Origin of the sequence: Paraburkholderia steynii (assembly GCF_900100565.1) — a bacterium.
In the GTDB taxonomy this organism is placed as follows: Bacteria; Pseudomonadota; Gammaproteobacteria; order Burkholderiales; family Burkholderiaceae; genus Paraburkholderia; species Paraburkholderia terrae.
In genome coordinates, this window is record NZ_FNDI01000030.1 from 35043 (window position 1) to 61937 (window position 26895).

The window sequence follows — 26895 nt, forward strand, 5'->3', positions numbered from 1 at the left end:
CGCGGCAGGGGTGCGGTTGTGAGCGTTGCGACCTCAGTCGTCAAAGTAACCGGCTTCCAGCGCCTCGGCGAAGTCGGTCAGCCATGGGGCGAAATGATCGGTGTCGTAAATCGCCATCTTGCCGTTGGCGACCCGCGTGACGGAGATCTGCCGGACGGCGCCTTTTCTGCCGCCTGCCGGGTAGTTGTCGTTGTCCGTGATCTTGAACTCGAGCAGATCGATTCCCCTGCTTGCGAGCAAGGCCTTGACGTCTTCCTGCTCGTCCCACGAGAACTCGGTGAAGTCGTGTGCTGCCATGGGGATTTCCTCGGCGCGTTAAGCGGAGAATATCCTAGCACGGAGGCGTAACGTGCCTGACACGAGCGAACTAAAACGAGAAAACTCAAGCTCGCGAATCATCTACGAGGCGCTCGAACGGATGGGACCTAAGACGCAGTCGCAGATCGCGGCCGCTGCGAACGTGACCGTGAGCTGCGCGTGCAAGTGCCTCAAACTGCGCGAAAGTTCGGGATACGTCCGGCGCGCCGGGCGCACGGTCAACAGCAAGGGCATATCGATCGGCAGGCAGCCGTGGCTGTATGCGCGGACCATCAAGACGCTGCCCGAGCTCCGCACGGGCCTGTTGCCGGATCCTCCGTCGGCGAATGAACTGCGCGACATCATGAACGCGATCATTCGCAGGAAAAATTCGTAGGGTGAGGCCGTCGCCATTCGCATTCATGCGCGAGTGCTTAAGCCCGATTCGCCGGGCATCTTTTTCGATGAAGCCAGGATCCGTCATTTGCCCTTGCTGCCGCACCGAATGGCAACTCACAACGATCGAGATGGTTCGCCATCGAGGTCCGCTGTGGTGTCTATCGTGCGTCGCGCGTGTGGATGCAAGGCTTCTCGAAGCGCTCAGGCGGTATCCGGATGGAGAGGCCGCGAATAGGTCAATGGGGGTAGAAGGAAGGCCGAGTGGGGGGCATTAGCCCAGCCCTGAGGATCAGTGTCGCGCCGGCTCAATAACGTGAATGAATGGCGGAGTTGCCCCGCTCGCGCCTGCCCTCGCAAAATTCGGCATTGACGTACGAGGCGGAGCCACCTCGACAGAGCAATTTACGGGAAACCGACCTCGGTTAGCGCCGCTGGATTCTCTCTGCCGGCCGAAGTTCTCGCCATTAAGGCAGCTCCCAACAGATTTGGAGAGCTGTTCGAGGTGGGGGTATTCTCTGATGCCTTTCTAATAGCCACAAAGACGCGAAAACCACGTAGAAACTTGAACGAAGAGGCTTTCCAGAGTAGATGGCAAGCCAGTACGCAAGCGAGCCGCATATTCATTTCATTTAGCGGCAGCGATCTGCGATACGCGGAAGCCGTCCGATCAGTTCTCGAGAGCCAAGGAGCGCTGCGCTGCCGTTTCGAGCAAATTTCACTTTTGGCGTTGGGAGTTCTACGGAACTCACATTCGGCTCAAACTATATTGTTTTAACCTATCATCAATCGCATGAAGAATAGCGCCCATAGATGCAGGCGAACTCATCAGGAGTAGCCGCCGAGAGGAATGGCGTGCGGCAGTCGAGCCAACGTACCAGGACATACGATCATCGGATGGTGATTACTGGAGCGAAGGAATGGTGTCTGAGAAAACTGACTACGCCTACGATCTGTTCATCTCTTACCGTAGGGCCGATGCGTTGCGGCTCGCGAAATACATTCGTCACCGTCTGCAAAGAACGCATTTGCGTGACGACCTCTTGAACCGTTTGCCCAACGCATTGAGAGTCAACGCGGAGCGGGAACTTCGTATCTACATAGACGTTGCGTACGAGCGGGCGGCAACTGATTTTTTGACTCAGAAGGTCATTCCTGCCTTGAATGCCTCGCGCCGGCTACTCGTCATATCGACCCCGGCTGCGTTTGAGGACATCGTGGACCACTCGGGCGCGAGGTCGCCCAACTGGTTGTGTCAGGAGGTTGATTATTTTTTCAGCACGCGGCCGGATACCGCGGCCGAAAACCTTATGGTCGTGCTTGGACCCGGCGCACCAACGGACCGATTCCCTGGTCGCCTGAACGACAATCCGCGGTGGGACTGGGTGGATCTTAGAAGATTCGGCTGGAAAACCTGGATGAACGGGGCGAGCGATTTGGGGCTCGCCAAGCTCATCGCCGCTATCCGCGAGGTGCCGGAGAGCTTGCTACCGGAAATCCAGCAGGAGGAGCGCGGGCGTAGAAAACGAATTACGATGGGCATAGGCGCCGCCGGTGTCTGTACCGCAGTCGTCACCGGTGGCATGGCGATGCTGGCACACCGCGAGCAGCACGTGGCCGAGCAGCAAACGCTAGTGGCCCGGTCCCGTCAACTGGCATCGCAGGCCATAAGCCAGATCGGGCGGGACTATCAGTTGGCGCTCCTGTTCGCCGTATCGGCCAATCGAATTGCGCCCACGTACGAAGCAAGAGACAGCTTGCAGAAGGTACTGACGAGCCAGCCGCAGCTTAGAACGTTTCTGACTCTCGACCACGATATTCCGATGAGCGGGGAATTTAGTCGCGATGGCAAAACCCTCGTTTCCGCGAGCTTGCGCGAGATCGCAGTTTTCTGGGATGTAGCTCGCGGGCTTCGCAGTGGAGAGCCCTTCACGGGCCCACAGCTTTACGTTTTCGATGCGGCCTTGAGTCCTGATGGCAAGACGCTTGCGACTGCAGACTCAGACTCGTCCGTGAGGCTGTGGAATGTCGAGCTCAGAATACCCATCCACTCACCACTGTCGGGGCACACGGATCAGGTGATGCGTGTGGTTTTTAGTCCGGACGGCAATATCCTCGCGTCTGCGAGCAAGGACAAGACGGTGATCCTTTGGGATGTGGCGACGGGATTGTTACTAGGTAGGCTCAGGTGCGGGGGGAGCATATGGGGCCTGGCATTCAGCCCGGACGGAAAGGTACTGGCCTCAGCCGGAGAAGATCAGTCGGTCACCCTATGGGACGTGGCGCACCGGAAAGTTCTCGGAGAGCCACTCAAGGGGCATAAGGCCCTCGTGACAAGTGTCGCGTTCAGTCCCGACGGCAAGACGCTTGCAACGGCTAGCGAGGATCAGACGGTCATCCTATGGGATGTGGCGCTGCGCAAGCCGGTCGGCGAACCACTAACCGGTCATCATGCTCGTGTGTCGAGTGTTACCTTCAGTCCCGATGGGAAGACGCTCGCGTCCGCTGGCTGGGATCAAACCGTGATCCTGTGGAATGTCGCGCATCGCGTCGCGATAGGCGAACCTCTCAAGGCTCACCACGGAGGGTTGCTATGGGTGGCCTTTAGCCCCGATGGCAAGACGCTTGCGTCGGCCAGCGAAGACCAGAGAATTATTTTTTGGGACGTGGCGCGCCACGTAGCATTGGGAGAACCACTCGTCGGGCATCGCGGTCAAGTGACGAGTGTGGCTTTCAGCCCTGTAGGCCGAACACTTGCCTCGGCGAGCTGGGACTGGAAAGTGATGCTGTGGGACCTGACGCGTCCCGTGCCGGTCGGGCAGACCCTGGAAGGGCACAAGGGGCCAGTGTCGAGCGTTGCTTTCAGCCCCGATGGGAAAATCCTTGCTTCAGCGAGTTGGGATCAGTCCTTGATTTTCTGGAGCATAGCGCGCCACATGCCACTGGCGGAACCGCTTCGAAGTCAGGGGTATTGGCCTTGGCGCGTGGCCTTCAGTCGCGATGGGAAAACGCTTGCCTCCGGGGGGGACACAGGTGGTATCGTCCTTTGGGACGTGGCGGGCCGTAATCCGCTGGGCCAGGCACTTAAGGGCCATATTCATCAGATAGTGGCTTTGACTTTCAGCCCGGATGGAAAGCTGCTCGCGTCCGCAGACAGAGACTCAGTCATCCTATGGAATATGACACACGAGCCACCGTTGGGTGAGCCGCTCCCGAACACCTCGGGTTCGACGAGTCTGGCTTTTAGTCCCGATAGCACAACCCTTGCCGTTGGGGGTGGCTTTGGCGACCTTCAGCTATGGGACGTGTTGCAGCGGACAAAGTTGGGCGCACCGCTCACTGCTCATCGTAGCGACGTGACCAGTGCGAGTTTCAGCCCGGATGGTCTTCTGCTCGCGTCTGCCAGCCGTGACAAGACTGTGATTCTTTGGGATGTGTCTCGCAGAATCCCACTGGGCGATCCCTTCAAGGGGCATAACGGCAGTGTTTCGAGTGTAGCCTTCAGTCCAGACGGAAAGACGCTGGCCTCCGGCGGTGAGCAGGCGAGCATCTTCCTTTGGGACGTGGATCCCGACTCCTGGATGCACAGGGCATGTTCGATTGCCAATCGGAACTTGACGCACGTCGAATGGAAGCATTACGTGGGAGCGGATGCTGCGTATCAGCCGCCCTGTCCGAATCTCCCGGGGCCAGTCGATTCGCCGTAAAACCGCGCGCTAAACACTGGGATGTGTCCGGCATCATTAACTACCGAACGATGGACTACACGCGATCGCGATCCACAATAGTCGTACTGAGAAATACTAAAAGCACAATCGTTTGTAATAATTGATAACTTGGAATTATGTCCAGCGACTAGGAAGCCGGAGAGATTCCTGGTAAGCGGGGGGACGCATTGTATGGTGCGTTATTCTGCATTCCTCTTTGATGTATGCCGCAAAACATGTGCGCGGATAACATTCGCGATGCTGAGCTAATCCTGACTGATATCGGGGCGTCGCAGTCCCAAGCCGCCGTCATAGATCCGGGGCGGACTTTTGACTCGATCGATGGCTGCGTGATCCCGATACGTCCGTTGCCGTGATAACCCGCGCCTTATCACGGCAATCCTCCTAGGTCAGCCGCCGCGGGTGCAAGAGAATGGAATGGCGTAATCCGCCGGCTGTTCGGCCATAGCCGCCGTTAGCGCGACCATCGTCCAACGGCGGCAATGATTAGTATTGCTGACGTCGAGCACGCGATCTGGTCGAACGACAGCTTTGTGCGCGTCCAGAGGACAGTAGTCGAACCCGTTGTTGCCGTTCCGCACATTGCACTGAGTCTCCGAGGAGTGGACGCCTGCGGACGTTGGCGCGACATCGTCGACAAAAAGGTCGGCGATCGTCCCTGTGATCGCGTCTACCGCGCTGAACCTGATCGGCGCCGCCGACGCTGGCATTGCGACACAGACACTCCGAACGGGACGGGATGCGCTTGTTGGCCCGGCCCTATCGTGACGCGATCAGGCAATGCGTATGTGCCGAGCGGGCGTCCGAATCCCATATCAGCACATGTCGAAACAGTGCCTGGTACGGCTCGACAGATAAGAGTGCGTATCGCTTTCAAATGTTACAAAAAATTCGCGCAACGTCGTTCGCCACGACCTAAAGTCCATTCCACGCATCAGACAAATGGCGGTCCTGGCAGAGAGTCCAGTCATCGCGAAGCGACGTTTCTGGTGCGTGAGAAACCGGTTTGATATCTGGTAGTGCAGTCTTGACCGACGCGCTGGCGGTGATCAGCGCTCGCGGTTTGTGGCGGTTGAAGCGGTAGCGAATCTGGCGAGCGAACAATGGTGGACACAATACGCGCCGACGATGTTATCGATGAAACCATCGGCGAAGATGCAATGCCACTCCACTTCCTTCGCAACTGCCGGCAGGCTACTGTGGGCTGTTACAGGCCGCAATGGAAAGGAGCCTTCCATGCGTTGCGACAAGCACCGTGTACTGTTGAGCAGCATTCCGCTCGCTGTTGTCCTCGCCACAATCATTCCGACTAGTCAGGCTGCGCCCGTGCTGGTCTCCGGTCCCAGTCCTTTTGCCGCTTGCACCATAGGTGGCCCGGGCACGAACTACGTGAACGCCGAAGTCGAACCTTGGATCGCTACGAATCCGAGCAATCCGTCGAACCTGATCGGCGTATGGCAACAGGACCGATGGGACAACGGCGGCGCCCACGGCCTGGTTGCCCGCCCGTCATTCGATGGCGGTTTTACGTGGGGCACGCCGGTTGCACTGCCTTTCAGTGCGTGCGCAGGCGGAACTGGCTACGAACGCGCGTCCGATCCGTGGGTGTCGATCGGCCCGGATGGAACGGCGTACGCTGTATCGATCTCCTTCAATCAATCCAACAACAGCAATGCCGTGCTGGCTTCCGTTTCGAAGGACGGCGGCCTGACGTGGGCGAAGCCAAGTATCATCATTGCGAACAACGAACCGACCTTGCAATTCTTCAACGACAAGGAATCGGTGACGGCCAATCCAACCAAGGCAGGCGTCGCCTATGCTGTATGGGACCGACTGGAATTGCCAAACGGCAATCCCTACGCCAACAGACATACGGCCGCGTTCCGGGGACCATCGATGTTCTCGAAGACAGCCGACGGCGGCATGACATGGAGTCAGCCAACCGTGATCGTGGCGTTGCCTTCCCGGCAGCAGACGATCGGTAACCAGATCGTGGTCAACTCGCAGAACGGAACGCTGTACGACTTCTTCAACCTGATCTCTCCGCCGTTCTCGAAAGCGGCCGGGAAGGTTGCGTTCATCAAATCAACTGACGACGGCGCAACGTGGACGAAGCCGAAGATCATCTCTGGTTTGCAGACCGTATCGGTGTTTGATCCGAACACCGGGCAACCGGTGCGTTCAGGAGACATTATTCCCGAGCCCGCGATCGATCCGAAGACCGGGCAACTCTATGTCGTCTGGCAGGATTCCCGCTTTAATGGCGGGCTCTATGATGAGATCGCGCTATCCACTTCCAAAGACGGCGGCAGCACATGGAGCGCTCCGATCCGGGTCAATACACCCACGGGAAGACCGGCATTCAACCCGAACATTAGCGTCAATTCGTCGGGGAACGTTGCCGTGACGTATTACGATTTCCGCAATCTGGCGGATGGCAACACCACGACACTACCGACGGATATCTGGCAAACGACATCGGCAGACAACGGAACGACGTTCGCCAATGAAACACATCTGGCGGGAGCGTTTGACCTCAAGACCGCGCCGGACGCCGAGGGTTTCTTCGTCGGAGACTATCAAGGGTTGGTCGCGATCGGATCGACGTTTGTGCCGTTTTTCGTGCAAACAAACTCAGGCAATTTGGGCAATCGCACAGACGTGTTTGCTCAACCTTAGCCAAAACAGTATGTTTAGGAACTGCGGCGCGCTGCGCGCCGCAGTCGTGAGCCGCGTTCCCGATGCAGGACACCCTACGACACACCTTCGACTCACTGCCAAACACGACAATGCAGCCGATGCAATCGTCCGCATCGTATGCAAGCAGTGCCGCGCCGGGTTCATCGCACCAGCACGTCATTGAGCGCATTCAGCTGTTGCGGCCGATGCAAGGTGATAACACGGGCTCGAAGAACACCATCGCCAGGGGTGCGTGACCCGTGGCGAGCGCTTCAGGGCCTTGACAGAATCAAGGGGTTCCTCAACGCACTACGACAAGATTCCTACCACTAACCGTTCGCTGCAGGCACAGATATCGCCACGATAGCGAACCTTGACTTCGCTGAGGTCGGAAAGCGCGCACTTCATCATGCGCAATTGAGAAACGATATTTAACGCAGCAGAAAGGCGGCGAACGGTCCAGATGAGAAGGCTGTAGTCGGGCCGGATCTTAAAGCCATGTTGTGCATCGACTTCGGGCAATGTTGGAGCGCACGTACTTGCCGCGTCCGCAGCCATGCACCCATTGATCGCCATGGTGACGATCACAATGCAAAGAATCCTGCATGTACTATGCATTTCCCTTCAATTGCTGTCTTGCGGAACGCAGAGGGGTAGGCGGTACATCCTGCGTTCAGCCACGGCATTTCGAGGAGCGGGTGCTCAACCAAACCAGGGAGGCCGGCGTCGACGGCGCGCGGGGCCCATTCAGGGCACTGATGGCCGTCGGTTCGACCTGGATCACCTGCTGGGGCGATCGGCGGTGGTCTATACCTGATCATGGCGACTATGCGGCAGGCTGACGCGACCTCACCGGCTCGCGTTTGAGGGTTTTCCTTAGCCTCAGGCAGGCAACAATGTCGATGGTTGGCCGTCGGCGGACATGCTAGGATTTCTTTCAAACAACTCCGGAAACTGCTATGCCGTTCATCTGCGAAAACGTTGAATGTCGTGCCGTGCTGGCTCGCGGGCAGGTCAGATCCAATCACGAGGACGAGGGGTGGTGCTTCTACTGCCCGGACTGCAAAGTCAGGAACGAGTTGAAAGATATCGGTGTACCTGGCGGTCCCGTCGAGTTGGTCCAGCTAGAAAGATCCGACCTTCCGCACAAGGTAATAGCGACAGCTCGACCGTTGGAGGACGGCAGGTACGCAGCGCAATTGCTCGTTCAGAGGGCACTCGGTATCAAAGGAACATATGGGGTCGAGGAACGCTGGGAGCAGCTCGGAGTATTCCTCGACGCGCACGAGGCCGTAGCGCACGCAAAGTCTTTCGCAACAGACCTGCTGGAGCGAAAGGTCTAGTCGAGAGTGGCACGCTGGATTGCTCCATACCAATCAATGCGTGGATCTTTACGGCAGGCCCACGACCGTAGATCCGCGCGACTACCTGGTGCTTTACGGCATGCATGCCGTGCAGAAAGCGTTTCAGCGTTGGGTGCGCTCAATCGGCGGTGTAGACGGATACCGCACCACTCCGAATACTTCACCGTACGGGATGACCGGCTTGAATTCAACCAACCTTAACTCACGAAGCAACACTGGCAGCGAGCTTGACAAAGAGTCTGGCTGCTTCGTTGCTATGGGACAAAGCGCGGAGTGCGAGGGAGAGTGCTAGCTGTGCGTCGTGGGAGACCGCGCTACGATCCTGATCGAAGAGATTGACAGCGTGGCGCATATGCTGCGCCGCCTGCGTGTGAAGCTCCACGGCCGCCGCATGATGTTTTGCCACGTCCGCGGCAGTTACGCCTGAGCCGGTCGATGGAGGCGTTATCGACGGCGTATTGGTGCTGTGCGCACCAGCGTCGTGTGCGTGATCGATCGCATGCAACGTGTGGCCATGGGCCATCATCGCCTGATGTGCGGCGTGAGCAAAGTCTCGACCTTCCTCGAAATGCCTGGAAGCCGCGCGGTGATGTCGCGCGGCCTGCTCGTGGTGTGACGCCGCGGCTTCGAGATGCCCCTTCTTGCTATGCTTCGTGTTCACGCCGGCTCCTGTGCAACTTCAGAACTAACTCCGATGGCGACCGATTCGAAGATACAGTGGTGGGTCGTAACGAGATCCTAATCTACATCACTTGCGCCTTCTGTGGCATTTGCGTTTCGTGGAGAATCAGCATCACGATCGGCCTGCTTTTCGAACCGTGTGTTGTGGTGAGCGTGCGTATTGGACCGCGCGAACCGGAACAAAGCCGTGTAGAGCCTCTTTGGTTTTCTCAGTCGTGCAGAAAAGAGGGCGAACCGGCACTTGGTAGCGAGCAGAACCTGTTCAGCCACTATGTGAATCCGCCGGTGCCAGTCGGAGGATCGCAGTCTCCGAATGGGTTCGGCATTGGATATTCGAGGGGACGCCTGTCTCAACCACGGGGGTTCGACATCGAACTTCCGGATACGGCCAAGCGTCAATCGCTCGCACCGTCGCTCAGACATTCAGGCGTCCGTTCCGCATCAGGAACCGCCCAGTAAATTCGCATGTAGAAGTGTCGCTTCTCGGCCGTTGCTGACGTTCGTGTATCTACACCTATATGGCGGCTCATCGTCGCACACCTGTCGTTCGGCGAAGACAGCGCAAACGACCGCTGTCGGCTTCAGCGAATGGGTGGTTCGGCCAACAAGAGACGCTCGACTCCATACCAAGGATCGTTGACAATACCTCGCCCAAAAGTTCGTTCGTCAGATGCTCGCTTGCACGACGGCGAGATCACTAGTCCAGGAAGAGGTGAGATGAAAGACTCCCTTGGTTATTTGCATGAGGTTTGGCTATGTCCCAATGAGCACGGACAATCGCTTCCTGCATGCATTCCAGTTGGACCAGACGGGGACGCCGCACGTGCGCTTAATGAGCCGGGAAGTGAATGGGTCTGGACCTTCTGGACGCGTTCACATGCAGAGACTATGGTCGTCTACTATGAGTTTGTGGGCTACGGAGAATATTGCGTTCTGAACGATCTCGATCGGCAACCTTACTCATCTGATGCGTATGAGCGCCAGACGACGTACCTGTTCCGAGACGACACGATTAGCATCTCAGGATCAGAAGCCCGGCGCTAACCGCCAGTGTACAAACGGCGGATACGGTGTTCCGCTGAGGAAGGCCAAAAATACTTCTACTACCTGATCGGCCATGAACCATTCATCTGAGCGCATCGGAATGTTGCCCGCTCTGAACACCAGGATCGTGCCGTCTGGGCGCACAGGCGAAGGTTTGTTATGGAAGGCTCTCCATCGTTGCGCGCCGCATTCAAAGCGCTCAATCATACAGCTCACGCCACCGCCGGCTACCTGCACGTAGTTACCTGAATCGTCCGTCAATGACGCATATGATGACTTGCTGTAGCTTCGCAGTGATTTGAGCGCGCGGGTGATCTGTGCGGGAGTCGGCACGGTGTTTACCGGTTTGCCTTCGACGTCAAGTTTCATTGAAGATCGATCTCGATTCCGCAATCAGATGGGAATCATACCAACTCCGAAACCCATAAAGAATGACCGTCATCGACAGATTCGAAGGAACGCAACGGGTCGCAAGTACTTGTTCACTCGCAACGACATCTGACTTTCGAACTACTACGGCGCGAACGGCGGCAATGCGCGCGCACTTGGGGGTTACGACGGCGACACCGATAAGTATTCCACGAAGAAGTTGGTTGACGGTAAGGCAAAGACAATTCTTGCGGGCAGACATTCCGTGGGAGCGACTAATCTTAGCGACCTGAAGCACGTAGTGGATAGTGGATCGGATCGAAAGCCTATAAAAGAGAATGATCTACTACGAAGACCAGCGCGAAAGCTGGGGCTAAAGTCAGGCCCGCGAACATGGCGAAGGGAGTTTTCATAGTAAGTTACCCCGGCCATCCGAAACGACCTCCGTCCTCAAGTTGCGAATCAGTCTGCGCGGCGTCATCCCACCAGTGTCGTGATGACTCCTGAGTCCTGAACGGTCCACGATTGTCATTCAGGTTCGCAAATGCGGGTTCCTTACCCACAAGACGTCACTTTGTCTACTACTCGCGAGCGAGCCCAATCTGGCAATTGTTGAGGATCTACCGAGACGCGCAGATAAAAATGCAAAATTCATAAAGCATGGTGATTAACGTTAACTCCGTCCAAGAGCATTAAACGTACTTACAAAAAATATCAAAAAGACGTTAAAAGGCTTTGCATGCTATTACGAACGCGCATTCCCGAACTCTGAAGTGCCGCATTTCTGGCTGACCTGGCTAATCTCTTCAACGTTGCCCCTGACGGGATCGCTGCCCCTCAGACCCATGTCGGAGGGGGCTCTGGCAGCGAGGGGCCCGTATTCCCCTTCACCATTATCCGTTTTAAACGCACTGTTGCGCCGCCGCCGCACGTTGTTCATTCCCTGTGAAAAATTACCAGCTGTTCTGATATCTTCCGCGCATGTAAGTAATTGCAGAAATCTAACGTAAGCACTTTTGCGCGAGGTGGTGAATTGAAGTCTCGAGGAATGCACGGCACCTTTAATGCTGTGAAATCGAAAGGCGAATTGATATTTGGAACGTGCGATACGCATAGCTGCCTTCCAGCACGACGTCTGAAGGCCTCCATGCTCGCACTCACGGCATTGGTGTCGACAACTGCCTGGGCGGGAAGTGGCGGCACGGGATTCGGCATTGGCAGCAATGCTGCGGGTGGGACGAATGGAGATGCATCAGCAGCGAACGGCACAAACGCAACGCCGGGCGCGCTAGTTCGCGGCGGAGGCGGTGGAGCGACAATCACGACGACCGGCTACGGTGGTAGTGGCGGCTGGACGGCCACTACAGCCGCTGTTACGGGAGCATCACCAGGCGCAACTGGAGTGGCTGGCGCCACGAACATTTCCGTTGTGGACCAGTCCTACACCGGAGGCAGCGGCGGCGCGGCCGCATCCAGTGCTTCCGGAGGGGGCTTTGCTGGTGCCGGCGGCGGAGGCGTTGGAGTCACGACCGGGACTGACCTTCTCGTACTGACGGGCACATCTGTCACGGGTGGCGCAGGCGGTTCGGGAAATGTGAACCTGACTACTGGAGCAGGCGGTGGCGGTGGCGCAGGTCTGTTCGCTGGAGCAAACGTTAGCGTCGCTTCGGGTGCGTCAATTACGGGTGGGGCGGGCGGTGCCGGCGGCATCCGCTCTGGCGCCGGCGGCGGCGGCATGGCGGTGATACTGAGCGGCTCCGGCACGCTGACGAATGCGGGAACATTGACGGGTGGTGTCGGCGGCACCGTCCGAAATAATCTTGCGGGGACAGGCGGAGGCGGTTCAGGCGGCGAAGGCGTCTGGATATCGAATGGCGGCACGTTGATCAATCAGACCAGTGGCGCGATCATTGGAGGCGCCTCTTCATCTCTTAGCGCCGCCAACATGCCGATCGCACTTGGCGGTACAGCTGTGGTCGGCAGCAACGCATCTATCATCAACGCGGGCGTCATCACCGGCGGGGCAAACCTTGCACCCGGCGCGACCGGCAATGCCGACGCTATCCAGTTCATCGGCGGCGTGAATTCGCTCGAGCTTCAGGCAGGCTCGAGCATCACCGGCAACGTTGTGGCGTACAGCGCGGCCGATACCCTGTCGCTCGGCGGAGCGGCGAACTCCACGTTCGACGTATCGACCATCGGCGCGAGTGCGCAGTATCAGGGCTTCGGCATTTTCCAGAAGATCGGCAGCAGTACATGGAACTTGACAGGTACGTCGGCCGAATCGACACCGTGGACCGTGCAGCAAGGCACGCTCGCACTCGATAGCGCGATCTTGCTGACCAACACGTCGTTCACGATCAACAATAGCGGCACGCTCGCGGTGAACGGCTCGAACACGAATTCGGTTATCGCGGTCAACTCGGGTGGCACACTACGAGGCATCGGGACTGTTGGCGCTACGACTGTGCATGCAGGCGGCGTCATCACACCCGGAAACAGCATCGGCACGCTGAATATCAATGGTGCTTATACCCAGGAAAAAGGCGGCATCTACCAGGTCGAAGTGGATCCGACCTCTTCCGCTTCCGACCGCATTGCTGTAAATGGCACGGCGACCATTCAGAATGGCGCGATCATCAATGTGACCAGGACCACTGCGGCGCCCTACGTTGTAGGCACGCGGTACACCGTGCTCACCGCTACGAATGGCGTTACGGGGACATTCGATGTGACGGGTGATACCCAGCTTACGGCCTTCTACGGCCTGGCAAGTGGCTTTGACGCCAGCACTTCTTACCTCGAAGTCAAGCAGACCCAGTCCATTGACACCGTGGCCACGACGCCTAATCAGGCCGCAGTAGCCGGCGGGCTGGAATCGACCGGCACAAACAGCGCGGCAGCCGCTCCGGTACTTAACCAGCAAACGAATGACGAAGCGCGCATGGCGCTCGATCAGTTGTCTGGAGAAGTGTATGCCTCGGTGCAAAGCGCAATGCTGGAAAGCAGCCATTTCGCGCGGGATGCGGTGGGCGAAAGACTCGCCGACACATTTACGTGCGCTTCGGATGCAACACGCGACAACAGCATGAATGTCGCTACGTCGAGCCCCGCGAGCTGCGGAACATCGTCGGGACGTCCCACGGGTTGGGCGCAATTCTACGGAGACTGGGGGCACATCGACGGCAATGGCAACGCCAACCGTCTCAACACGTCTGTGGGTGGCTTTTTTGTTGGCGCTGATATGCCGGTCTTCAATAACTGGCGTGCGGGTGTGCTCGCCGGGTACAGCCATGGCACGTACAACGTGAGCGGTCATAACGCCTCGGCGGGCAGTGATGACTATCACGTTGGCCTGTACGGTGGCAGGCAAGTGGGAGCTTTGGGTTTCCGTGCCGGCGTGGCCTATACATGGCACGACATCAGCTCGGACCGCTACCTGGCAGTTCCCGGCTTCGCCGATCATCTGAGTTCGGACTACCACGCAGGCACCGCTCAAGTGTTTGGCGAACTGGGCTATCACATCGATATCGGACGTTCGTCGTTCGAGCCATTTGCCAATATCGCCTACGTTAGCCAGCACTCGCAGGGGTTCGATGAAAGCGGCGGTGCGGATGCGTTGCATGTAGGTAGCCAGGACATGAACACCGGCTTTGGCACGCTGGGCCTGCGTGGGAAAACAACCTTCATGCTCAATGGTGCAAAAGTTCTCGCCAAGGGTAGCGCGGGCTGGCGTTATGCGGTGGGAGATGTGAAACCTGTGGGATCGGAGTCGTTTTCCGGCGGCTCATCGTTCAGCATCTCGGGTGTACCCATCGCCCGGAACGAAGCGGTGGTCGACCTCGGCCTCGGTGTTCAGGTCACGCGCGACGCTACCGTCAGCATCTCGTACAGCGGGCAATATGCTTCTGGCGTCACGAACCAGGGCGTGCTGGGAGCACTGAACATCGCGTTCTAACGCTTTCGGAAAAGCGGCATTGGAATCTCCGTTGCCGCTTTTCCTTAGTGAGTCATCGGCTGTGACAAAACTCCTCCGAGGCGCTTGTTCAATACTCGCGAGAAGCGGCCTACTGCTGGTTCGTCGGATTGGCCGCAGTAACCCTTAAAGCGGCCGATTGTTCGTCAGAGTTGGAGGTCGGCTCAGGGTCGGGAAGCGATTCGACAGGGATTTTAAAAGATTGCCATAGTGGGGCGGCGGAGTAGAAGAATGCAGGAAGTGAATTACCTCATCAAATAACATCCGGCCGCACCGATGAGCAACCCCGGGAGGGATTTTCGTTGACCGAGAACATTAACATCCGCTCCTTGAGTTCGATCGGAACCGCGACTGCGGATCGAAGTTCCAGCGAAAACAGTACAACGGTCTGATCGATCCTCGCGCGCAGCTCTGTTCCCGCGCATGCCGTCAAGCGTAGCTTGATCGAGCTTCTACCGATTTCTCGTACGTGCAAGCCAAACCGCAGGGTCTCGCCATGTTTGCCAGGAGAAACAAACTCGGCCTGGATGCTCACAGTCGGAATGCCAAGTTTCTCCTTTCCGATGAACTCGGCGTAGTCGACACCCAGACCGTCGTTGAACCAGTCCTCGATCACTTCATGAAACAGGACAAAGTATTGTGGATAGAAGACGATTCCGGCGGGATCGCAGTGCTGAAAGCGCACGATCTTGTCGCAATGAAATTCTCCGCTTTCTGTCATGTCATGAACCTCTGTGATACGCAACGATCAACAGCATCGCCGTGAGTCGCGCGACGTGTTACATGTGCGTCAATCCCGATCGTGCTTTGGCCGTTCGAATCGCTTCGTCGAAAGACGAGGCGGTTGCCACATGGCGATGGTTCACCGTGACCAGCCATTTGTTGTCCCGTAGACACCAACGGATTTTTCCACTCTCCATTAACGCGGAGAACCATCGCCATACAGAGGCGTCCTCGGCGTTTGCGCATGCGGCAGCCAATGCGCGAGCCTCGTGAAGGTGATGCGTATCGATTGTTTGTGAAGCGAGTTTCATTGCGGGTGCCTAGCGGTTCGCATGCGACAGGATCTGGTCGATGACAAGCTGGTTGCCAAGCGAGTTTTCCAGAGTGAATGCGATCGAATCACTGCGTTCGAGCAGCACAGAGCCGAAATTCTCGACCATCGACTGATACTGATCCACACCGCCGAAATCGAACGTTTCGACAACGCCGCTGGCATCGGAACGAAGTCTGATTTTCGCGTCGGCATACACGCCTGCATTGAATGGCGCGTCCAGGGAAAGCCAGCCTTTGGAACCATGGAAGACCATATGTTGCCGCCGCGCAAGCTGCGTTCCGCAGTAGAAGTTCAGGCGAAAACCCGGGAAATCCAGCGCGCAGATTGCAAGTTTGTCGGTGCCATAGCGTGGGTCGATCGTAATGTCGGCGCGCACTGAGAAAGGTTCAAGGCCGGTCGCGATCCGCGTCGTCACCACCGGGTAGACACCGATATCCCGCACGCCACCGCCTCCAAGCACGAGGTCGTTCTTGAGGGCGGTAGGGTCGTCATTGAAATACGTGAAAGAGCCTTCCACGAGTTCGAGATTGCCTAGCGAACCGTTCGCGATCCGATCGCGCACGAACGCCCATTGCGGATGATGCGCCACCATGAATGCTTCGGCGCATACGAGTCCGGTCGCATCGCGAAGCGCGATGAGTTCCTGAACCTGAGCGGCGTTCATCGCGATTGGCTTCTCGCACAACACGTGCTTGCCCGCGAGAAGTGCCTTTTTGCACCACTCGAAGTGACTGGCCGTCGGCAACGGGATATACACCGCATCGACTTCTTTGCTCGCAATCACTTCATCGTAGTTCGCGCACGAGGCAGCTATGCCGTGCTTTGCCGCGAACGCTGCGGCACGCTCGCCATCGCGGGCAGCTACGCAGACCGCGCGGCCGTTGCTCGATCGCTGGATTGCGGGCACGACGAAGTTGTCGGCGATTCTGGCGGCACCGAGCACGCCCCAGCGGATCATGTCCCTCATGGCTGTCTCCTCGCGTAATTGGTTAGGTTCATTAACACACCGTCTGAAGCCGCTCCGCGCAGACGCGAAGCACGTCATCCGGATCCCGGCGCCACCAGTTCTCTTTCGAAAATATCTCCACCTCGACCAACCCGTCGTATCCATTGCGTTCGACGCGTTCACGCAATGCGGACAGGTCGACGACACCATCGCCCATCATGCCGCGGTCAAGCAACAGGTCGCGCGTTTCGCGCAGCCAGTCGCATACATGAAAGGCGAGAATCCGCTCGTTGCGGCCAGCCGCCGCGATCGACGCCTGCAACGCGGGATCCCACCAGCAGTGATATGCGTCGACAGCCGCCCCGAGAAAGCCGGAGCGCTCAGGATCGAGCGCGTCACAGATGTCCAGTGCTTGCGCCAGCGTGTTGATCACGGCCCGGTCTGCTGCATACATCGGATGCAGCGGCTCGAGCGCGAGCGGGACACCGAACTCACGCGCCGTTTCCAGCAACTCCGCGATGCCATCGGAGACCTGCGCGCGGGCTCCGCGCAAATCGCGGCTCCCTTCAGGCAAGCCACCGACCACCATCACGAAGCACCGTGCGCCCAGCGTTGCGGCGTCGCGCAAGGCGGCCTTGTTGTCGTCGATATTCGCGTCGAACTGCGCTCGGGTCGCAGCCGGCAAGTATGTCGAACGGCAATAGCCGGTGACGGTTAAATCGAGCGCTTTGATCTGCTTCGCGACCTCCGCAACGTTCACTTTCTCGACTTCATGACGCCAGGGCGCAATGCCGCCGAATCCTGCGCTGGCGATCCGGTCAATCGTGCGGCTGAGCGGTTCGCGATGACCGAGCGTTGCCGTGTTGATGGAGCACAGGTCGAGTCTTCCTTTCAGGTTTCTCATGGCTGTCCAGAGTGATGTCGAAGACGAGCAGTCCGTGAACGCCGCCTTCCAGTGCTTCGATAAGCCGCGCAACGATCGCGCGATGAGTCGGATGCGCGAGATAGATAAAACACTCGTCGCGGCTGTCGAAATCCATCATGAAGCCATCGGCGAGATCCAGACCGTATCCCTCTGGCGAGATGTTTGGCCCGCAGTGGAAGTTCGTGAATGCGATCTCAGGTATCTCCGCAAGCCGCCTGATTTGCTCGAAGAAGGCGAGGCGACTCGGCGCCGCCACTTCACTGCGGAATCGACACAGCACGATGTGTCGCACAGGCCCTTTTGAGGGGATCATGGTCAGTCTCTACAGCCGAGCGATGCCATGACCGCGCGCACGCGCATGATGGCGTCTTCAGGATCGCGGAGAAGGCCAGCCTGATCCGCGAGGCGGAATACGTCCGCGAGATAGGCGGGCGGGCGCATGCCATGGTGACCGCCGAGCATGAAGAAGTGATCCTGGAACCCATTCAGGTATGCGAGGAACACGACGCCTGTTTTGTAGTACTGCGTCGGCGCCCGGAAGATATGGCGCGACAGCGGTACTGTCGGTGCGAGCAGCGCGTTGAACGTGTCGAGATCGTTGCCCGCGAGCGCGTCCAGGGCCTGCGATGCGGCGGGGGCGATCGCGTCGAAGATGCCGAGGAGCGCGTGCGAGTATCCCGCGGCGTCGCCTGCGATCAGGCCGGGGTAATTGAAATCGTCGCCCGTGTACATCTTGACTGCGGGCGGCAATTGCCGGCGAAAGGAGATTTCCTTGGCGTCGTCGAGCAACGATATTTTGATGCCGTCGACGCGATCGACGCTGTCGCCGATCACACCGAGGCAGACTTGCGCCGCGCTCTCGTAATCCGACGCTCCCCAGTAACCAGCAAGTTCAGGATCGAACATCTCGCCGAGCCAATGAAGAATCACCGGCTCATCGCACATGGCCAACACTTCGCGATAGACACGCCGATAGTCCTCCGGCGAGCGGGCCACTCGGGCCAGTGCGCGGCTCGCCATCAGGATGACGCGTCCGCCGATGCGTTGAATGGCTTCGAGCTGCTCCGCGTATGCGCGGATCACCTGGTCGCAGTTTGTAATCGAATTCGGTGCGACGTGATCAGTGCCGCAGCCGGACGCGATCAACGCGCCGGGGATATCGCGCGTGCCTTCAATCGTGCGGGTGATCAACTCGAGCGCGCTGTGCCAGGACAGACCCATGCCTCGTTGTGCGGTATCCATTGCTTCGGCAATGCCGAGCCCTTGCCTGAGCAGGTAGCGGCGATATTCGAGCGTACGTTGCCAATCGATTGCGGGCGCTTCATTGAGTTCGCTGGCGCGTAGTGGATCGGCCACCACATGCGCGGCCGAATAGGCAATACGGTTGAACGGCCGGGCAGGTGCGCGGACGTCGAGCGGCGTGCCTTGCAGGCGATAGCTATCCATCGTGCCGAGCGCGGTCGGAAGTTTGAGTGTCAGGTTCATATGCGTGTCAGTATTTGGTCACAAGCAGGCCGCCGTCGATACGGATAGCCTGGCCAACGCTATAGGGCAGTCCGCCTGTCGCCAGCGTGCGCACAGTGGTCGCGACTTCCTGAGGCACACCCCATCGCTTGATGGCTGTGAGGCCTTGTTCTATCTGGGCGTCGTAGCGTGCGCGGGACGGCGCCGTCATTTCCGTTTCGATCAGACCGGGCTGCACTTCGTAGACGCTCACGCCGTGCTCGGCAAGCCGCAATGAAAACAGCGTGGTCGCCATCGACAGACCCGCCTTCGATACGCAGTACTCGCTGCGCAACGGCGAGGCCGCGACCGCATTCGACGATGTGATCGTGATGACGCTCGGATGCGGCGCAACACTGGGCCGGGAGCGCGCGAGGAAGTGCTTCGCGAACGTCTGGGTCAGGAAGAACGTGCCGCGCGTGTTCACAGCGATGCAGCGGTCGAAGCTCTCAGGCGATACATCGAGCAGGTCGCCTCGCGACATCACCGAGACGCCCGCGTTGTTCACGAGGCAATCGATCGAACCACCGAGCCGTGCTTCGATATCGAGCAGCGTGGAAGGATGCGAGTCGATGTCGGCGAGATCGGATACGACGGCGATCGCGCGGGCGCCTGTCTGTTCGACTTCGGCAACCGCCCGATCAAGTTCCTCCGATGCCACAGCGTCAGTGAGCGCAACATCGAACCCTGCGCGGCCGAGCTCGATTGCAATCGCTCGCCCGATGCCGCGTCGACTGCCCGTGACGAGTGCGATAGGACGGTGGCTCATACCGCCGCTCCATTGGCAATCAGATCGCGAGCGATGATCGTGCGCTGGATCTGGTTCGTGCCTTCGTAGATCTGCGTGATCTTCGCGTCGCGATAGAGCCGTTCGACTTCATAGCCGCGAATGTAGCCACTGCCGCCAAAGATCTGCACTGCGTTGGCGCTGTGCTTGACGGCCGTGTCGCCCGCGAAGCATTTGGCCATCGAGCAGGCGATGCTTGCGCGGTCGCCGGTTTCAAGGCGTTCAGCCGCGTCATGCACGAGCAGCCGTGCGGCCCGAATGTCTTTCGCCATATCGGCGAGCATCCACTGGACGCCCTGAAAATCGGCGATGTGACTGCCGAACTGTTTGCGCGTCTGCGCATACTCCAGCGCCGCTTCGAGACCGGCCTGCGCGATGCCTACAGCCAGCGCGGCGATGCCCACGCGGCCCTTGTCGAGCACGCTCATCATGATGTGAAAGCCACGGCCTTCCTGTCCGAGCAGGGCGTCGTGCGGGAGTTTGACGCGGTCGAAATGCAGTTCGCCGACTTGCGATGCACGCTGGCCCATCTTGTGTTCTTTCGGACCTTTCGATACGCCCGCCAGATGGCAATCAACGATGAAGATGCTCATGCCGCGCTTGCCGGCCGCCGGATCGGTGCGTGCGAGCACGAACGCCAGATCTGCAACCGGTGCGTTGTGGATCCAGAGCTTGGCGCCGCTGAGTTCCCACCCGTCGGCAGTGCGCTTCGCGGTGGTGCGAATGCCGGACACGTCGGTACCGGCGTCCGATTCGGTGATGCAGTAAGCCGGCCGGAGGGCTGCGCGCAACAAGGGCTCCATGTACTTCGCGCGCTGCCCGTCGGTGCCGTGAACACTCAGTAGCGTGCCGACCAGTTCGAGCAGGCCGCACTGGTCGGCAACCGACGCATAACCGCGCGACAGCTCTTCCATCACAAGCGCGTAAGCGGTGACGTCGAGCCCGGCGCCGCCAAATTCCTCGGGCACGGTAATGCCGAACAGGCCTAGTTCACCCATCTGCTTGTAAATCTCCGCGGGGAATCGCTCCTCGCGGTCCAGTTCCTCGGCTAGAGGGCGAATCACTTCCTGCGAAAAGCGCCGTGTCATGTCGCGGATCTGCTCATGCGTTTCTGAGAGCTTCATGTCGTCTCCATCCTTGCTCGTCATACCTGATTGTTGCGGTGCAGCGTGTCGGTGCAGGTAAACCCGAGCGCCGCGCAATACCCCTTGAAATCAGATGTTTCGTGTGCCAACATTGGCAACAAGTAACCATCTGGTGGGTTATTTAAGACCAACGAAACGCCGCTGTCAACGGGTTTTGCGGCCGATCTGAAAGGAGAGAGCAGTGAGCAAGTGGAAGGAGGCTGCAGACGCGGTCGAGCAGATTTTCGACGGCGCGACGATCGCGCTGGCAGGTTCGGGAGGCGGTCTGCTCGAAGCGGACGCCGTGCTTGCGAAGCTCGAGCAGCGTTTCCTCGAGACCGGGCATCCGCGCGATCTGACGGTCGTGCATGCGCTGGGTATTGGCGACGCGCAGGGCAGTGGGCTGGGACGCTTTGCACATGCCGGCATGGTCAAGCGCGTGATCGGCGGGCATTGGAGCTGGGCGCCGTCGATGCAGAAACTCGCGAAAGAAAACGCCTTCGAGGCCTACAGCTTTCCAGCTGGCGCGATCTCCACGCTGCTGCGGGAAATCGGCGCGGGGCGGCCCGGCCTCGTCACACATGTGGGCTTGCGCACTTTCGTCGATCCGCGCATCGACGGCGGCAAGATCAACGAGCGCGCGACCGAAGACATGGTCGAACTGGTTACGCTCGATGGACGCGAATACCTGCGTTACAAGCCATTCACGGTCGATTTCGCAATCGTGCGGGGCTCGTCGGCGGACGGAAGCGGCAACGTCACGCTGCGCCGCGAGCCGGCCGATCTGGATGTCTATGCCGCCGCGCTCGCGGCCCATAACTGCGGTGGCCGCGTCATCGTGCAGGTGAAGGAGCGCGAGCCCGAAGGATATGTGCCCGCGCGCCTGGTTCGTATTCCCGGGATCCTGGTCGACGCGCTCGTCGAAACGCCCGAACAGGTGCAATGCGTAGTGTCGGATTACGATCCAGCGCTCAGCGGCGAAGCGCTGTGCCCGATCGGCGACGGCTTCTACGAAGTGCCAACAGGCATCCGCCGCATCATCGCCGCGCGGGCGGCGAGCGAGTTGCGTGCCGGGCAGTCGGCCAATTTCGGCTTCGGCATTCCAGGCGGCATCCCCGCCTTGCTGGCGGAACAGGGGCGGCTCGGCACGTTCTGGGGATCGGTCGAACAGGGCATCCACAACGGCGCGATGCTCGACGGTCCGATGTTCGGCACGGCACGCAATGCGGACGCGATCCTGTCGAGCGTCGACCAGTTCGATTTCTATAGCGGCGGCGGTGTCGACGTCTCTTTCCTTGGCATGGGCGAAATGGACGCCGAGGGCAACATCAATGTGTCGAAGCTGGGTTCGACGGTCGTGGGTCCTGGCGGCTTTATCGATATCACGCAGGGCGCGCGAAAGATCGTGTTTTGCGGGAGCTTCGAAGCAAAGGGTCTAGCGGTCGAACAGGCGGGCGCACGTCTGAACATCGTGTCGCCGGGCAGCGTGCCCAAGCTCGTCGATCGCGTGCAGCACATCACCTTCAGCGGCGAGCAGGCGCGCCTTAGCAATCAGGAAGTGCTGTATGTGACCGAGCGCGCGGTGTTTCGCCTCGAGGCAGACGGCGTGCGTCTGATCGAGGTCGCGGAAGGAGTCGATGTCGAACGCGACGTGCTGGCACGCATGGCATTCCTTCCGCTCGTCGATGAAGCGTTGCTCGCGCGCTCGAAGCAGAGCGTGCCTGCGACGCAGGAAAAGGTGGCGTGATGCCAGGGCGCGCGAAGGGCGGTTGCGTACTCCGCGCGCCCGGGTTGTCAGGGGCGCACGATTCGCAGGATGGTCTCGATGTTGAACTCGAGACGGCTTTTCAGCGCTGCCTTGTCCATGAAGTCGATGTCGAAGATGACACCGCTCGTGAAACGGTTCGTCAGGTAGTAGTAGCCGATAGCGGCCATCGTGATGTGCAGTTGCCGTGCGTCGACACCCGAACGAAACACGCCCGCTTCGACGCCGCGATCGAGGATGCGCTGCAACATGGAGATAAAGCCCTGGTGCAGATCGTGGAACCGCTGAGACTTCTTGACGTGGCGTGCCTTATGAAGATTTTCGCTGTTCACGAGCGTCATGAACTCCGGGTTTCGAAGGTAGTAGTTCCAGGTATGCGTGGTCAGCGCAACGAGCGCGTCGTCCGGCGAGAGATGGTCGAGATTGAGCTTCTGCTCGGCAGAACGGATGTCGGCGTAAGCATCTTCAAGAACGGCGACGAAGAGCTCCTCCTTGCTGCCGAAGTAGTGATAGATCATCCGCTTGTTGGCTTTGGAGCGCGTCGCAATGGCTTCGACACGCGCGCCGGCTAGGCCGAGTTTCGCGAATTCTTTTTTCGCCGCTTCGAGGATGTTGGCCTTGGTGACCTCCGGGTCACGCTGCCGGGGCTGCCGCGTGACAACCGCTTCTGCGGACTTCGATGCGCGTCGTTGGGGCGTGGTTGCAGCGGTCATATGGGTCGTAGAGAAGTAGGGTTGATACGCCGGTACAGGGGCCTAATGACGGTGACTATAAACCAAAAGGCCGGTTGTCAGGAAGTAACTGGATGGTGCAGAATTGGGCCAACAACATCGCGCTTCAGGCCAGGGACAGGGCGACGACACTGCCCTCGACGAGAAATGGTTGCGAGCGACGCCGTAAAGAATTGCACATATTGGAGGCAGGAATGAAAGATCTGGGTGAACTGGCAGCCTCGCTGCGCTTACCGTCCGAACCGGTGCGTACGCCGATGTTCATCGACGGCAAGGACTATTCGGGCGCAGATAGCGAATGGGTAACGCGCAAGAGTCCGGGGCATGGCGTGCCGGTGACGGCCACGACGCGGGCATCGAAGCGTGACCTGGATGTCGCCGTCGCCGCCGCGCGGCGTGCATTCGACGACGGCCGCTGGTCGCGGCTGTCGGGCGAGGCGCGTGCAGCGGTGCTGCTGAAAACGGCGCAACTGATTCGCGACAATGTAGAGACGCTGGCGTATCTCGAGACCCTCGAAAGCGGCAAGCCCATCGGCCAGTCGCGCGGCGAAGTCACTGCGGCGGCAGGGATCTGGGAATATGCGGCGGGGCTTGCCCGCGTCGTGCATGGCGACTCGCACGACACGCTCGGCCCCGACATGTTCGGTCTGGTTGTGCGGCAACCGGTCGGCGTGGTGGGCATCGTTACACCGTGGAATTTCCCGTTCTTCATTCTTTCGGAACGTTTGCCGTTTGCTTTGGCTGCGGGATGCACTGTGGTCGTCAAGCCCGCGGAACTGACGTCGACCACGACGCTCAAGCTCGCCGCGTTGCTCACCGAGGCAGGCCTGCCCGATGGCGTAATGAACGTCGTGACGGGGCTCGGTTCGGTGGTCGGCCAGGCACTCGCCGAACACATGGACGTCGACATGATTTCATTCACCGGCTCGACGCCCGTGGGCCGCTCGGTGCTCACGGCCGCTGGCGGCAACATGAAAAAGGTCGGGCTGGAACTGGGCGGCAAGAATCCGCAGATCGTCTTCGCCGATGCCGATCTCGACGATGCCGCCGATGCCATCGCCTTCGGCATCGCTTTCAACGCGGGGCAGTGCTGCGTGTCGGGTAGCCGCCTCGTCGTTCACCGCTCGGTCGAAGAAGAACTGGTCGAACGCGTGAAGGCGGTACTTGGAAAGGTGCGTGTCGGCGATCCGCTCGACGCGTCCAACCACGTCGGCGCCATCGTCGAAGCGCGGCAGTTCGACAAGATTCGCGGCTTCATCGACGCCGGCACGCGCGATGGTGCGCAACTCGTCTGCGGCGGCACTTCCAGCAACGAAGGCGAGCGCTTCTTTATCCAGCCGACGGTGTTTCGCAACGTGCAACCGGGCAGCACACTCGCCCAGGAAGAAATTTTTGGGCCGGTGCTCTCGGTCACCGCCTTCGATACCTTCGAGCAGGCCATCCAGTTGGCGAACGGCGTGCCGTACGGCCTCGCGGCAAGCATCTGGACTCGCGACCTGCAAGGCGCATTCAAGAGCTTGCGCGAGGTGCAGGCCGGGCGCATCTGGATCAACTGCACGATCACGGGCGGTCCCGAACTGCCGATCGGCGGTGTCAAGCAATCGGGCATCGGTCGCGAGACGGGGCGCTATGGCGTCGAGGAGTACACGGAACTCAAGTCCGTGCATGTTCAACTCGGCAACCGGCCACGCTGGATCGCGTAAGGCCATTTTTCAACGAAAGCGGTCGCTGAGAACCGCGCGCAACGGTTGGGCCACGCGGAAATGCGCGGCCGCGGAACGCAGAATCGGAGACAGCAATGTATGACTATGTGATCGTGGGTGGTGGCCCGGCAGGCTGCGCGTTGGCAGCACGTCTGAGTGAAGACGCAAGCAACCGGGTACTGTTGCTCGAGGCCGGCCCCGCTGATACGAATCCCTACATCCATATGCCCGTCGGCTTCTTCAAGATGACGGGTGGCCCGTTGACATGGGGCTATCGCACCGCGGCGGCAGCCGAGACACAACGCCGCCAGATTCCGTTCGCGCAGGGCCGTGTGCTCGGCGGCGGCAGTTCGATCAATGCGATGGTTTATACGCGCGGCCAGCCGTCCGATTACGACGCCTGGGAGCGCGACGGTTGCACGGGCTGGGGCTTTCGCGACGGCGTGCTGCCCTATCTGCGTCGGATGGAAGACAACGAGCGCCTGTGCAATGAGTATCACGGCGTTGGTGGCCCGCTCGGCGTGTCCGACCTCATCAGCGTCAATGAACTCACCAAGGCCTTCGTCCGCGCCGGTCAGGAAGCCGGCCTGCCGTACAACAGCGACTTCAACGGCGCGCAACAGGAAGGCGTCGGCGTGTATCAGGTCACGCAGCGCAATGGGCGGCGTTGCAGTGCCGCAGTGGGCTATCTGCGGGACGCGCGCGCTCGCAGCAACCTGACGGTGAAGACGAATTGCCTAGTGTCGCGCATCGTGATCGAGAAGGGGCGCGCGGTGGGTGTCGAATTCGCCGACCAGCACTCGCGGACGAACGTTGTCGTTGCGCGGGCCGAGCGCGAAGTGATCGTGACGGCGGGTGCGATCGGTTCTCCCAAGTTACTGATGCTCTCCGGCATTGGCCGACCCGCGGCCTTGGAGCGCGCGGGCGTCAAGCCGTTGCATTCGCTCAATGGCGTCGGTGAGAACCTGCAGGATCATTTCGACATTGATATCGTGTACGAGCTCAACGGCCACTATAGCCTCGATAAGTACGCGAAGAAGCACATGATGCTGCTCGCCGGCCTCGAATACAAAATCTTCAACAAGGGTCCGGTCACGTCGAACATCGCGGAGGGCGGGGCGTTCTGGTATTCCGACAGCAGCGTGCCGACGCCCGATCTGCAGTTCCACTTCCTGCCCGGGGCTGGCGTCGAGGCCGGCGTGCCGCCTGTTCCGTCAGGTTCGGGTTGCACGCTCAATTCATATTTCCTGCGCCCGAGAAGCCGTGGCAGCGTAACGCTGCACAGCGCGGATCCCGCCGATGCGCCCGTCATCGATCCCGCTTATATCCGCGATCCCTATGACCTGAAGGTCGCCGTGGAAGGCATTCGTCAAAGTCGCGAAATCATGACGCAGAACGCATTGCGCAAGTTCATCAAAAGCGAGCACTTCCCTGGCGGAACTGTGCGCACGCAGGCGCAATACGAAGAGTACGCGCAGCAATACGGGCGCACCGGGTATCACCCGGTTGGTACCTGCAAGATGGGTGTGGACGACATGTCCGTGGTCGATCCGCAGTTGCGGGTACACGGCATCGAAGGTCTGCGCGTCGCAGATTCATCCGTCATGCCACGCATCGTCAGTTCGAACACCAATGCGCCGACACTGATGATCGCAGAGAAAGCGTCGGACCTGATTCGCGGGCGCGTAGCGGCGCAGGCGCCGGCGGCAGGCCAGTTGGCCAGCTATTCCGGCCGGGCAGTGCCCGTTGCCGCCGCGACGCTGGCGTAGGGTTGGGCCGCACGGCCTGAGAGGGAGAGTTCTGGTATCGAACTCCATAAC

Annotated in this window: 21 protein-coding genes; 8 read left to right on the forward strand and 13 right to left on the reverse strand. The window is 59.5% G+C overall.

Features of this window, described 5'->3' with window-relative positions; genetic code table 11:
- Positions 1–33: 33 nt before the first annotated feature.
- Complete coding sequence (locus tag BLT65_RS37075; protein ID WP_091787750.1) at positions 34–297, reverse strand: hypothetical protein; 264 nt, start codon at positions 295–297, stop codon at positions 34–36.
- Positions 298–349: 52 nt separating this feature from the next.
- On the opposite strand from BLT65_RS37075, the gene BLT65_RS37080 reads away from it, so the two are divergent.
- From BLT65_RS37080 to BLT65_RS37095, 3 genes are all read left to right on the forward strand, one after another.
- On the forward strand, positions 350–694 hold the full coding sequence (locus tag BLT65_RS37080) for a hypothetical protein (RefSeq protein ID WP_167306609.1): 345 nt from the start codon (positions 350–352) through the stop codon (positions 692–694).
- Positions 695–1613: 919 nt separating this feature from the next.
- A complete protein-coding gene (locus BLT65_RS37085) occupies positions 1614–4400 on the forward strand; it encodes a WD40 repeat domain-containing protein (RefSeq protein ID WP_091787756.1) in 2787 nt (928 codons plus the stop codon).
- Between the two features lie 1257 nt (positions 4401–5657).
- Positions 5658–7100, forward strand: coding sequence for a sialidase family protein (locus BLT65_RS37095; protein ID WP_091787764.1), 1443 nt, complete (start codon positions 5658–5660; stop codon positions 7098–7100).
- Between the two features lie 309 nt (positions 7101–7409).
- Here BLT65_RS37095 and BLT65_RS37100 read toward each other — a convergent pair whose 3' ends face one another.
- Positions 7410–7688, reverse strand: coding sequence for a hypothetical protein (locus BLT65_RS37100; protein WP_143036631.1), 279 nt, complete (start codon positions 7686–7688; stop codon positions 7410–7412).
- 371 nt (positions 7689–8059) lie between these two features.
- Between BLT65_RS37100 and BLT65_RS48160 the strand changes: the two genes are divergently transcribed.
- Positions 8060–8443 (forward strand): hypothetical protein, encoded by a 384-nt coding sequence (locus BLT65_RS48160; RefSeq protein WP_091787771.1) that lies wholly within the window; start codon positions 8060–8062, stop codon positions 8441–8443.
- Positions 8444–8666: 223 nt separating this feature from the next.
- Here BLT65_RS48160 and BLT65_RS47435 read toward each other — a convergent pair whose 3' ends face one another.
- The 3 genes from BLT65_RS47435 to BLT65_RS46775 form a co-directional block, all read right to left on the reverse strand.
- Positions 8667–9125, reverse strand: a complete 459-nt coding sequence (locus tag BLT65_RS47435; protein ID WP_167306610.1) for a hypothetical protein — start codon at positions 9123–9125, stop codon at positions 8667–8669.
- Between the two features lie 1046 nt (positions 9126–10171).
- Complete coding sequence (locus BLT65_RS37115) at positions 10172–10558, reverse strand: hypothetical protein (RefSeq protein WP_091787776.1); 387 nt, start codon at positions 10556–10558, stop codon at positions 10172–10174.
- Between the two features lie 745 nt (positions 10559–11303).
- Complete coding sequence (locus tag BLT65_RS46775; RefSeq protein WP_143036632.1) at positions 11304–11672, reverse strand: hypothetical protein; 369 nt, start codon at positions 11670–11672, stop codon at positions 11304–11306.
- A 33-nt stretch (positions 11673–11705) separates the two neighbouring features.
- Here BLT65_RS46775 and BLT65_RS37120 point away from each other — a divergent pair, with 33 nt between their 5' ends.
- The gene (locus BLT65_RS37120; RefSeq protein ID WP_279634510.1) at positions 11706–14516 is read left to right on the forward strand and encodes an autotransporter outer membrane beta-barrel domain-containing protein; all 2811 of its coding nucleotides are present in this window, start codon (positions 11706–11708) and stop codon (positions 14514–14516) included.
- A 271-nt stretch (positions 14517–14787) separates the two neighbouring features.
- Here BLT65_RS37120 and BLT65_RS37125 read toward each other — a convergent pair whose 3' ends face one another.
- The 7 genes from BLT65_RS37125 to BLT65_RS37160 form a co-directional block, all read right to left on the reverse strand.
- The gene (locus tag BLT65_RS37125; protein WP_091787782.1) at positions 14788–15255 is read right to left on the reverse strand and encodes an acyl-CoA thioesterase; all 468 of its coding nucleotides are present in this window, start codon (positions 15253–15255) and stop codon (positions 14788–14790) included.
- A 322-nt stretch (positions 15256–15577) separates the two neighbouring features.
- Entirely contained in the window at positions 15578–16702 is a 1125-nt protein-coding gene (locus tag BLT65_RS37135) for a Gfo/Idh/MocA family protein (RefSeq protein ID WP_244186908.1), read from the reverse strand.
- Entirely contained in the window at positions 16590–17441 is an 852-nt protein-coding gene (locus BLT65_RS37140; protein WP_091787792.1) for a sugar phosphate isomerase/epimerase family protein, read from the reverse strand. Before BLT65_RS37140 ends, BLT65_RS37135 begins: the two co-directional genes overlap by 113 nt.
- Positions 17356–17775, reverse strand: a complete 420-nt coding sequence (locus BLT65_RS48835; protein ID WP_091787795.1) for a Dabb family protein — start codon at positions 17773–17775, stop codon at positions 17356–17358. The genes BLT65_RS37140 and BLT65_RS48835 overlap by 86 nt, the downstream gene beginning before the upstream one ends.
- Before the next feature lie 2 nt (positions 17776–17777).
- Positions 17778–18947 (reverse strand): dihydrodipicolinate synthase family protein, encoded by a 1170-nt coding sequence (locus BLT65_RS37150; RefSeq protein ID WP_091787798.1) that lies wholly within the window; start codon positions 18945–18947, stop codon positions 17778–17780.
- A 7-nt stretch (positions 18948–18954) separates the two neighbouring features.
- On the reverse strand, positions 18955–19734 hold the full coding sequence (locus BLT65_RS37155) for a 3-ketoacyl-ACP reductase (protein WP_091787801.1): 780 nt from the start codon (positions 19732–19734) through the stop codon (positions 18955–18957).
- Positions 19731–20876 (reverse strand): acyl-CoA dehydrogenase family protein, encoded by a 1146-nt coding sequence (locus BLT65_RS37160; RefSeq protein WP_091787804.1) that lies wholly within the window; start codon positions 20874–20876, stop codon positions 19731–19733. Before BLT65_RS37160 ends, BLT65_RS37155 begins: the two co-directional genes overlap by 4 nt.
- Before the next feature lie 202 nt (positions 20877–21078).
- Here BLT65_RS37160 and BLT65_RS37165 point away from each other — a divergent pair, with 202 nt between their 5' ends.
- Complete coding sequence (locus tag BLT65_RS37165; RefSeq protein ID WP_091787807.1) at positions 21079–22623, forward strand: acyl CoA:acetate/3-ketoacid CoA transferase; 1545 nt, start codon at positions 21079–21081, stop codon at positions 22621–22623.
- Between the two features lie 47 nt (positions 22624–22670).
- Here BLT65_RS37165 and BLT65_RS37170 read toward each other — a convergent pair whose 3' ends face one another.
- Positions 22671–23354 (reverse strand): TetR/AcrR family transcriptional regulator, encoded by a 684-nt coding sequence (locus BLT65_RS37170; RefSeq protein ID WP_091787810.1) that lies wholly within the window; start codon positions 23352–23354, stop codon positions 22671–22673.
- 212 nt (positions 23355–23566) lie between these two features.
- Between BLT65_RS37170 and BLT65_RS37175 the strand changes: the two genes are divergently transcribed.
- Both BLT65_RS37175 and BLT65_RS37180 read left to right on the forward strand, forming a co-directional pair.
- Positions 23567–25075, forward strand: a complete 1509-nt coding sequence (locus BLT65_RS37175) for an aldehyde dehydrogenase family protein (RefSeq protein WP_091787813.1) — start codon at positions 23567–23569, stop codon at positions 25073–25075.
- Between the two features lie 95 nt (positions 25076–25170).
- Entirely contained in the window at positions 25171–26844 is a 1674-nt protein-coding gene (locus tag BLT65_RS37180) for a GMC family oxidoreductase (RefSeq protein ID WP_091787816.1), read from the forward strand.
- Positions 26845–26895: the final 51 nt, after the last annotated feature.

Bases quoted from the DNA above. Each gene is read 5' to 3' on its own strand.
- BLT65_RS37120 (WP_279634510.1), top strand. From the start codon at position 11,706: ATGCTCGCACTCACGGCATTGGTGTCGACAACTGCCTGGGCGGGAAGT.
- BLT65_RS46775 (WP_143036632.1), bottom strand. From the start codon at position 11,672: ATGCGTATCGCACGTTCCAAATATCAATTCGCCTTTCGATTTCACAGC.
- BLT65_RS37085 (WP_091787756.1), top strand. From the start codon at position 1,614: ATGGTGTCTGAGAAAACTGACTACGCCTACGATCTGTTCATCTCTTAC.
- BLT65_RS37150 (WP_091787798.1), bottom strand. From the start codon at position 18,947: ATGAACCTGACACTCAAACTTCCGACCGCGCTCGGCACGATGGATAGC.
- BLT65_RS37095 (WP_091787764.1), top strand. From the start codon at position 5,658: ATGCGTTGCGACAAGCACCGTGTACTGTTGAGCAGCATTCCGCTCGCT.
- BLT65_RS48160 (WP_091787771.1), top strand. From the start codon at position 8,060: ATGCCGTTCATCTGCGAAAACGTTGAATGTCGTGCCGTGCTGGCTCGC.
- BLT65_RS37135 (WP_244186908.1), bottom strand. From the start codon at position 16,702: ATGGATACGACGGGTTGGTCGAGGTGGAGATATTTTCGAAAGAGAACT.
- BLT65_RS37140 (WP_091787792.1), bottom strand. From the start codon at position 17,441: ATGAGAAACCTGAAAGGAAGACTCGACCTGTGCTCCATCAACACGGCA.
- BLT65_RS37170 (WP_091787810.1), bottom strand. From the start codon at position 23,354: ATGACCGCTGCAACCACGCCCCAACGACGCGCATCGAAGTCCGCAGAA.
- BLT65_RS37155 (WP_091787801.1), bottom strand. From the start codon at position 19,734: ATGAGCCACCGTCCTATCGCACTCGTCACGGGCAGTCGACGCGGCATC.
- BLT65_RS48835 (WP_091787795.1), bottom strand. From the start codon at position 17,775: ATGATCCCCTCAAAAGGGCCTGTGCGACACATCGTGCTGTGTCGATTC.
- BLT65_RS37075 (WP_091787750.1), bottom strand. From the start codon at position 297: ATGGCAGCACACGACTTCACCGAGTTCTCGTGGGACGAGCAGGAAGAC.
- BLT65_RS37180 (WP_091787816.1), top strand. From the start codon at position 25,171: ATGTATGACTATGTGATCGTGGGTGGTGGCCCGGCAGGCTGCGCGTTG.
- BLT65_RS37175 (WP_091787813.1), top strand. From the start codon at position 23,567: ATGAAAGATCTGGGTGAACTGGCAGCCTCGCTGCGCTTACCGTCCGAA.
- BLT65_RS37115 (WP_091787776.1), bottom strand. From the start codon at position 10,558: ATGAAACTTGACGTCGAAGGCAAACCGGTAAACACCGTGCCGACTCCC.
- BLT65_RS37160 (WP_091787804.1), bottom strand. From the start codon at position 20,876: ATGAAGCTCTCAGAAACGCATGAGCAGATCCGCGACATGACACGGCGC.
- BLT65_RS37125 (WP_091787782.1), bottom strand. From the start codon at position 15,255: ATGACAGAAAGCGGAGAATTTCATTGCGACAAGATCGTGCGCTTTCAG.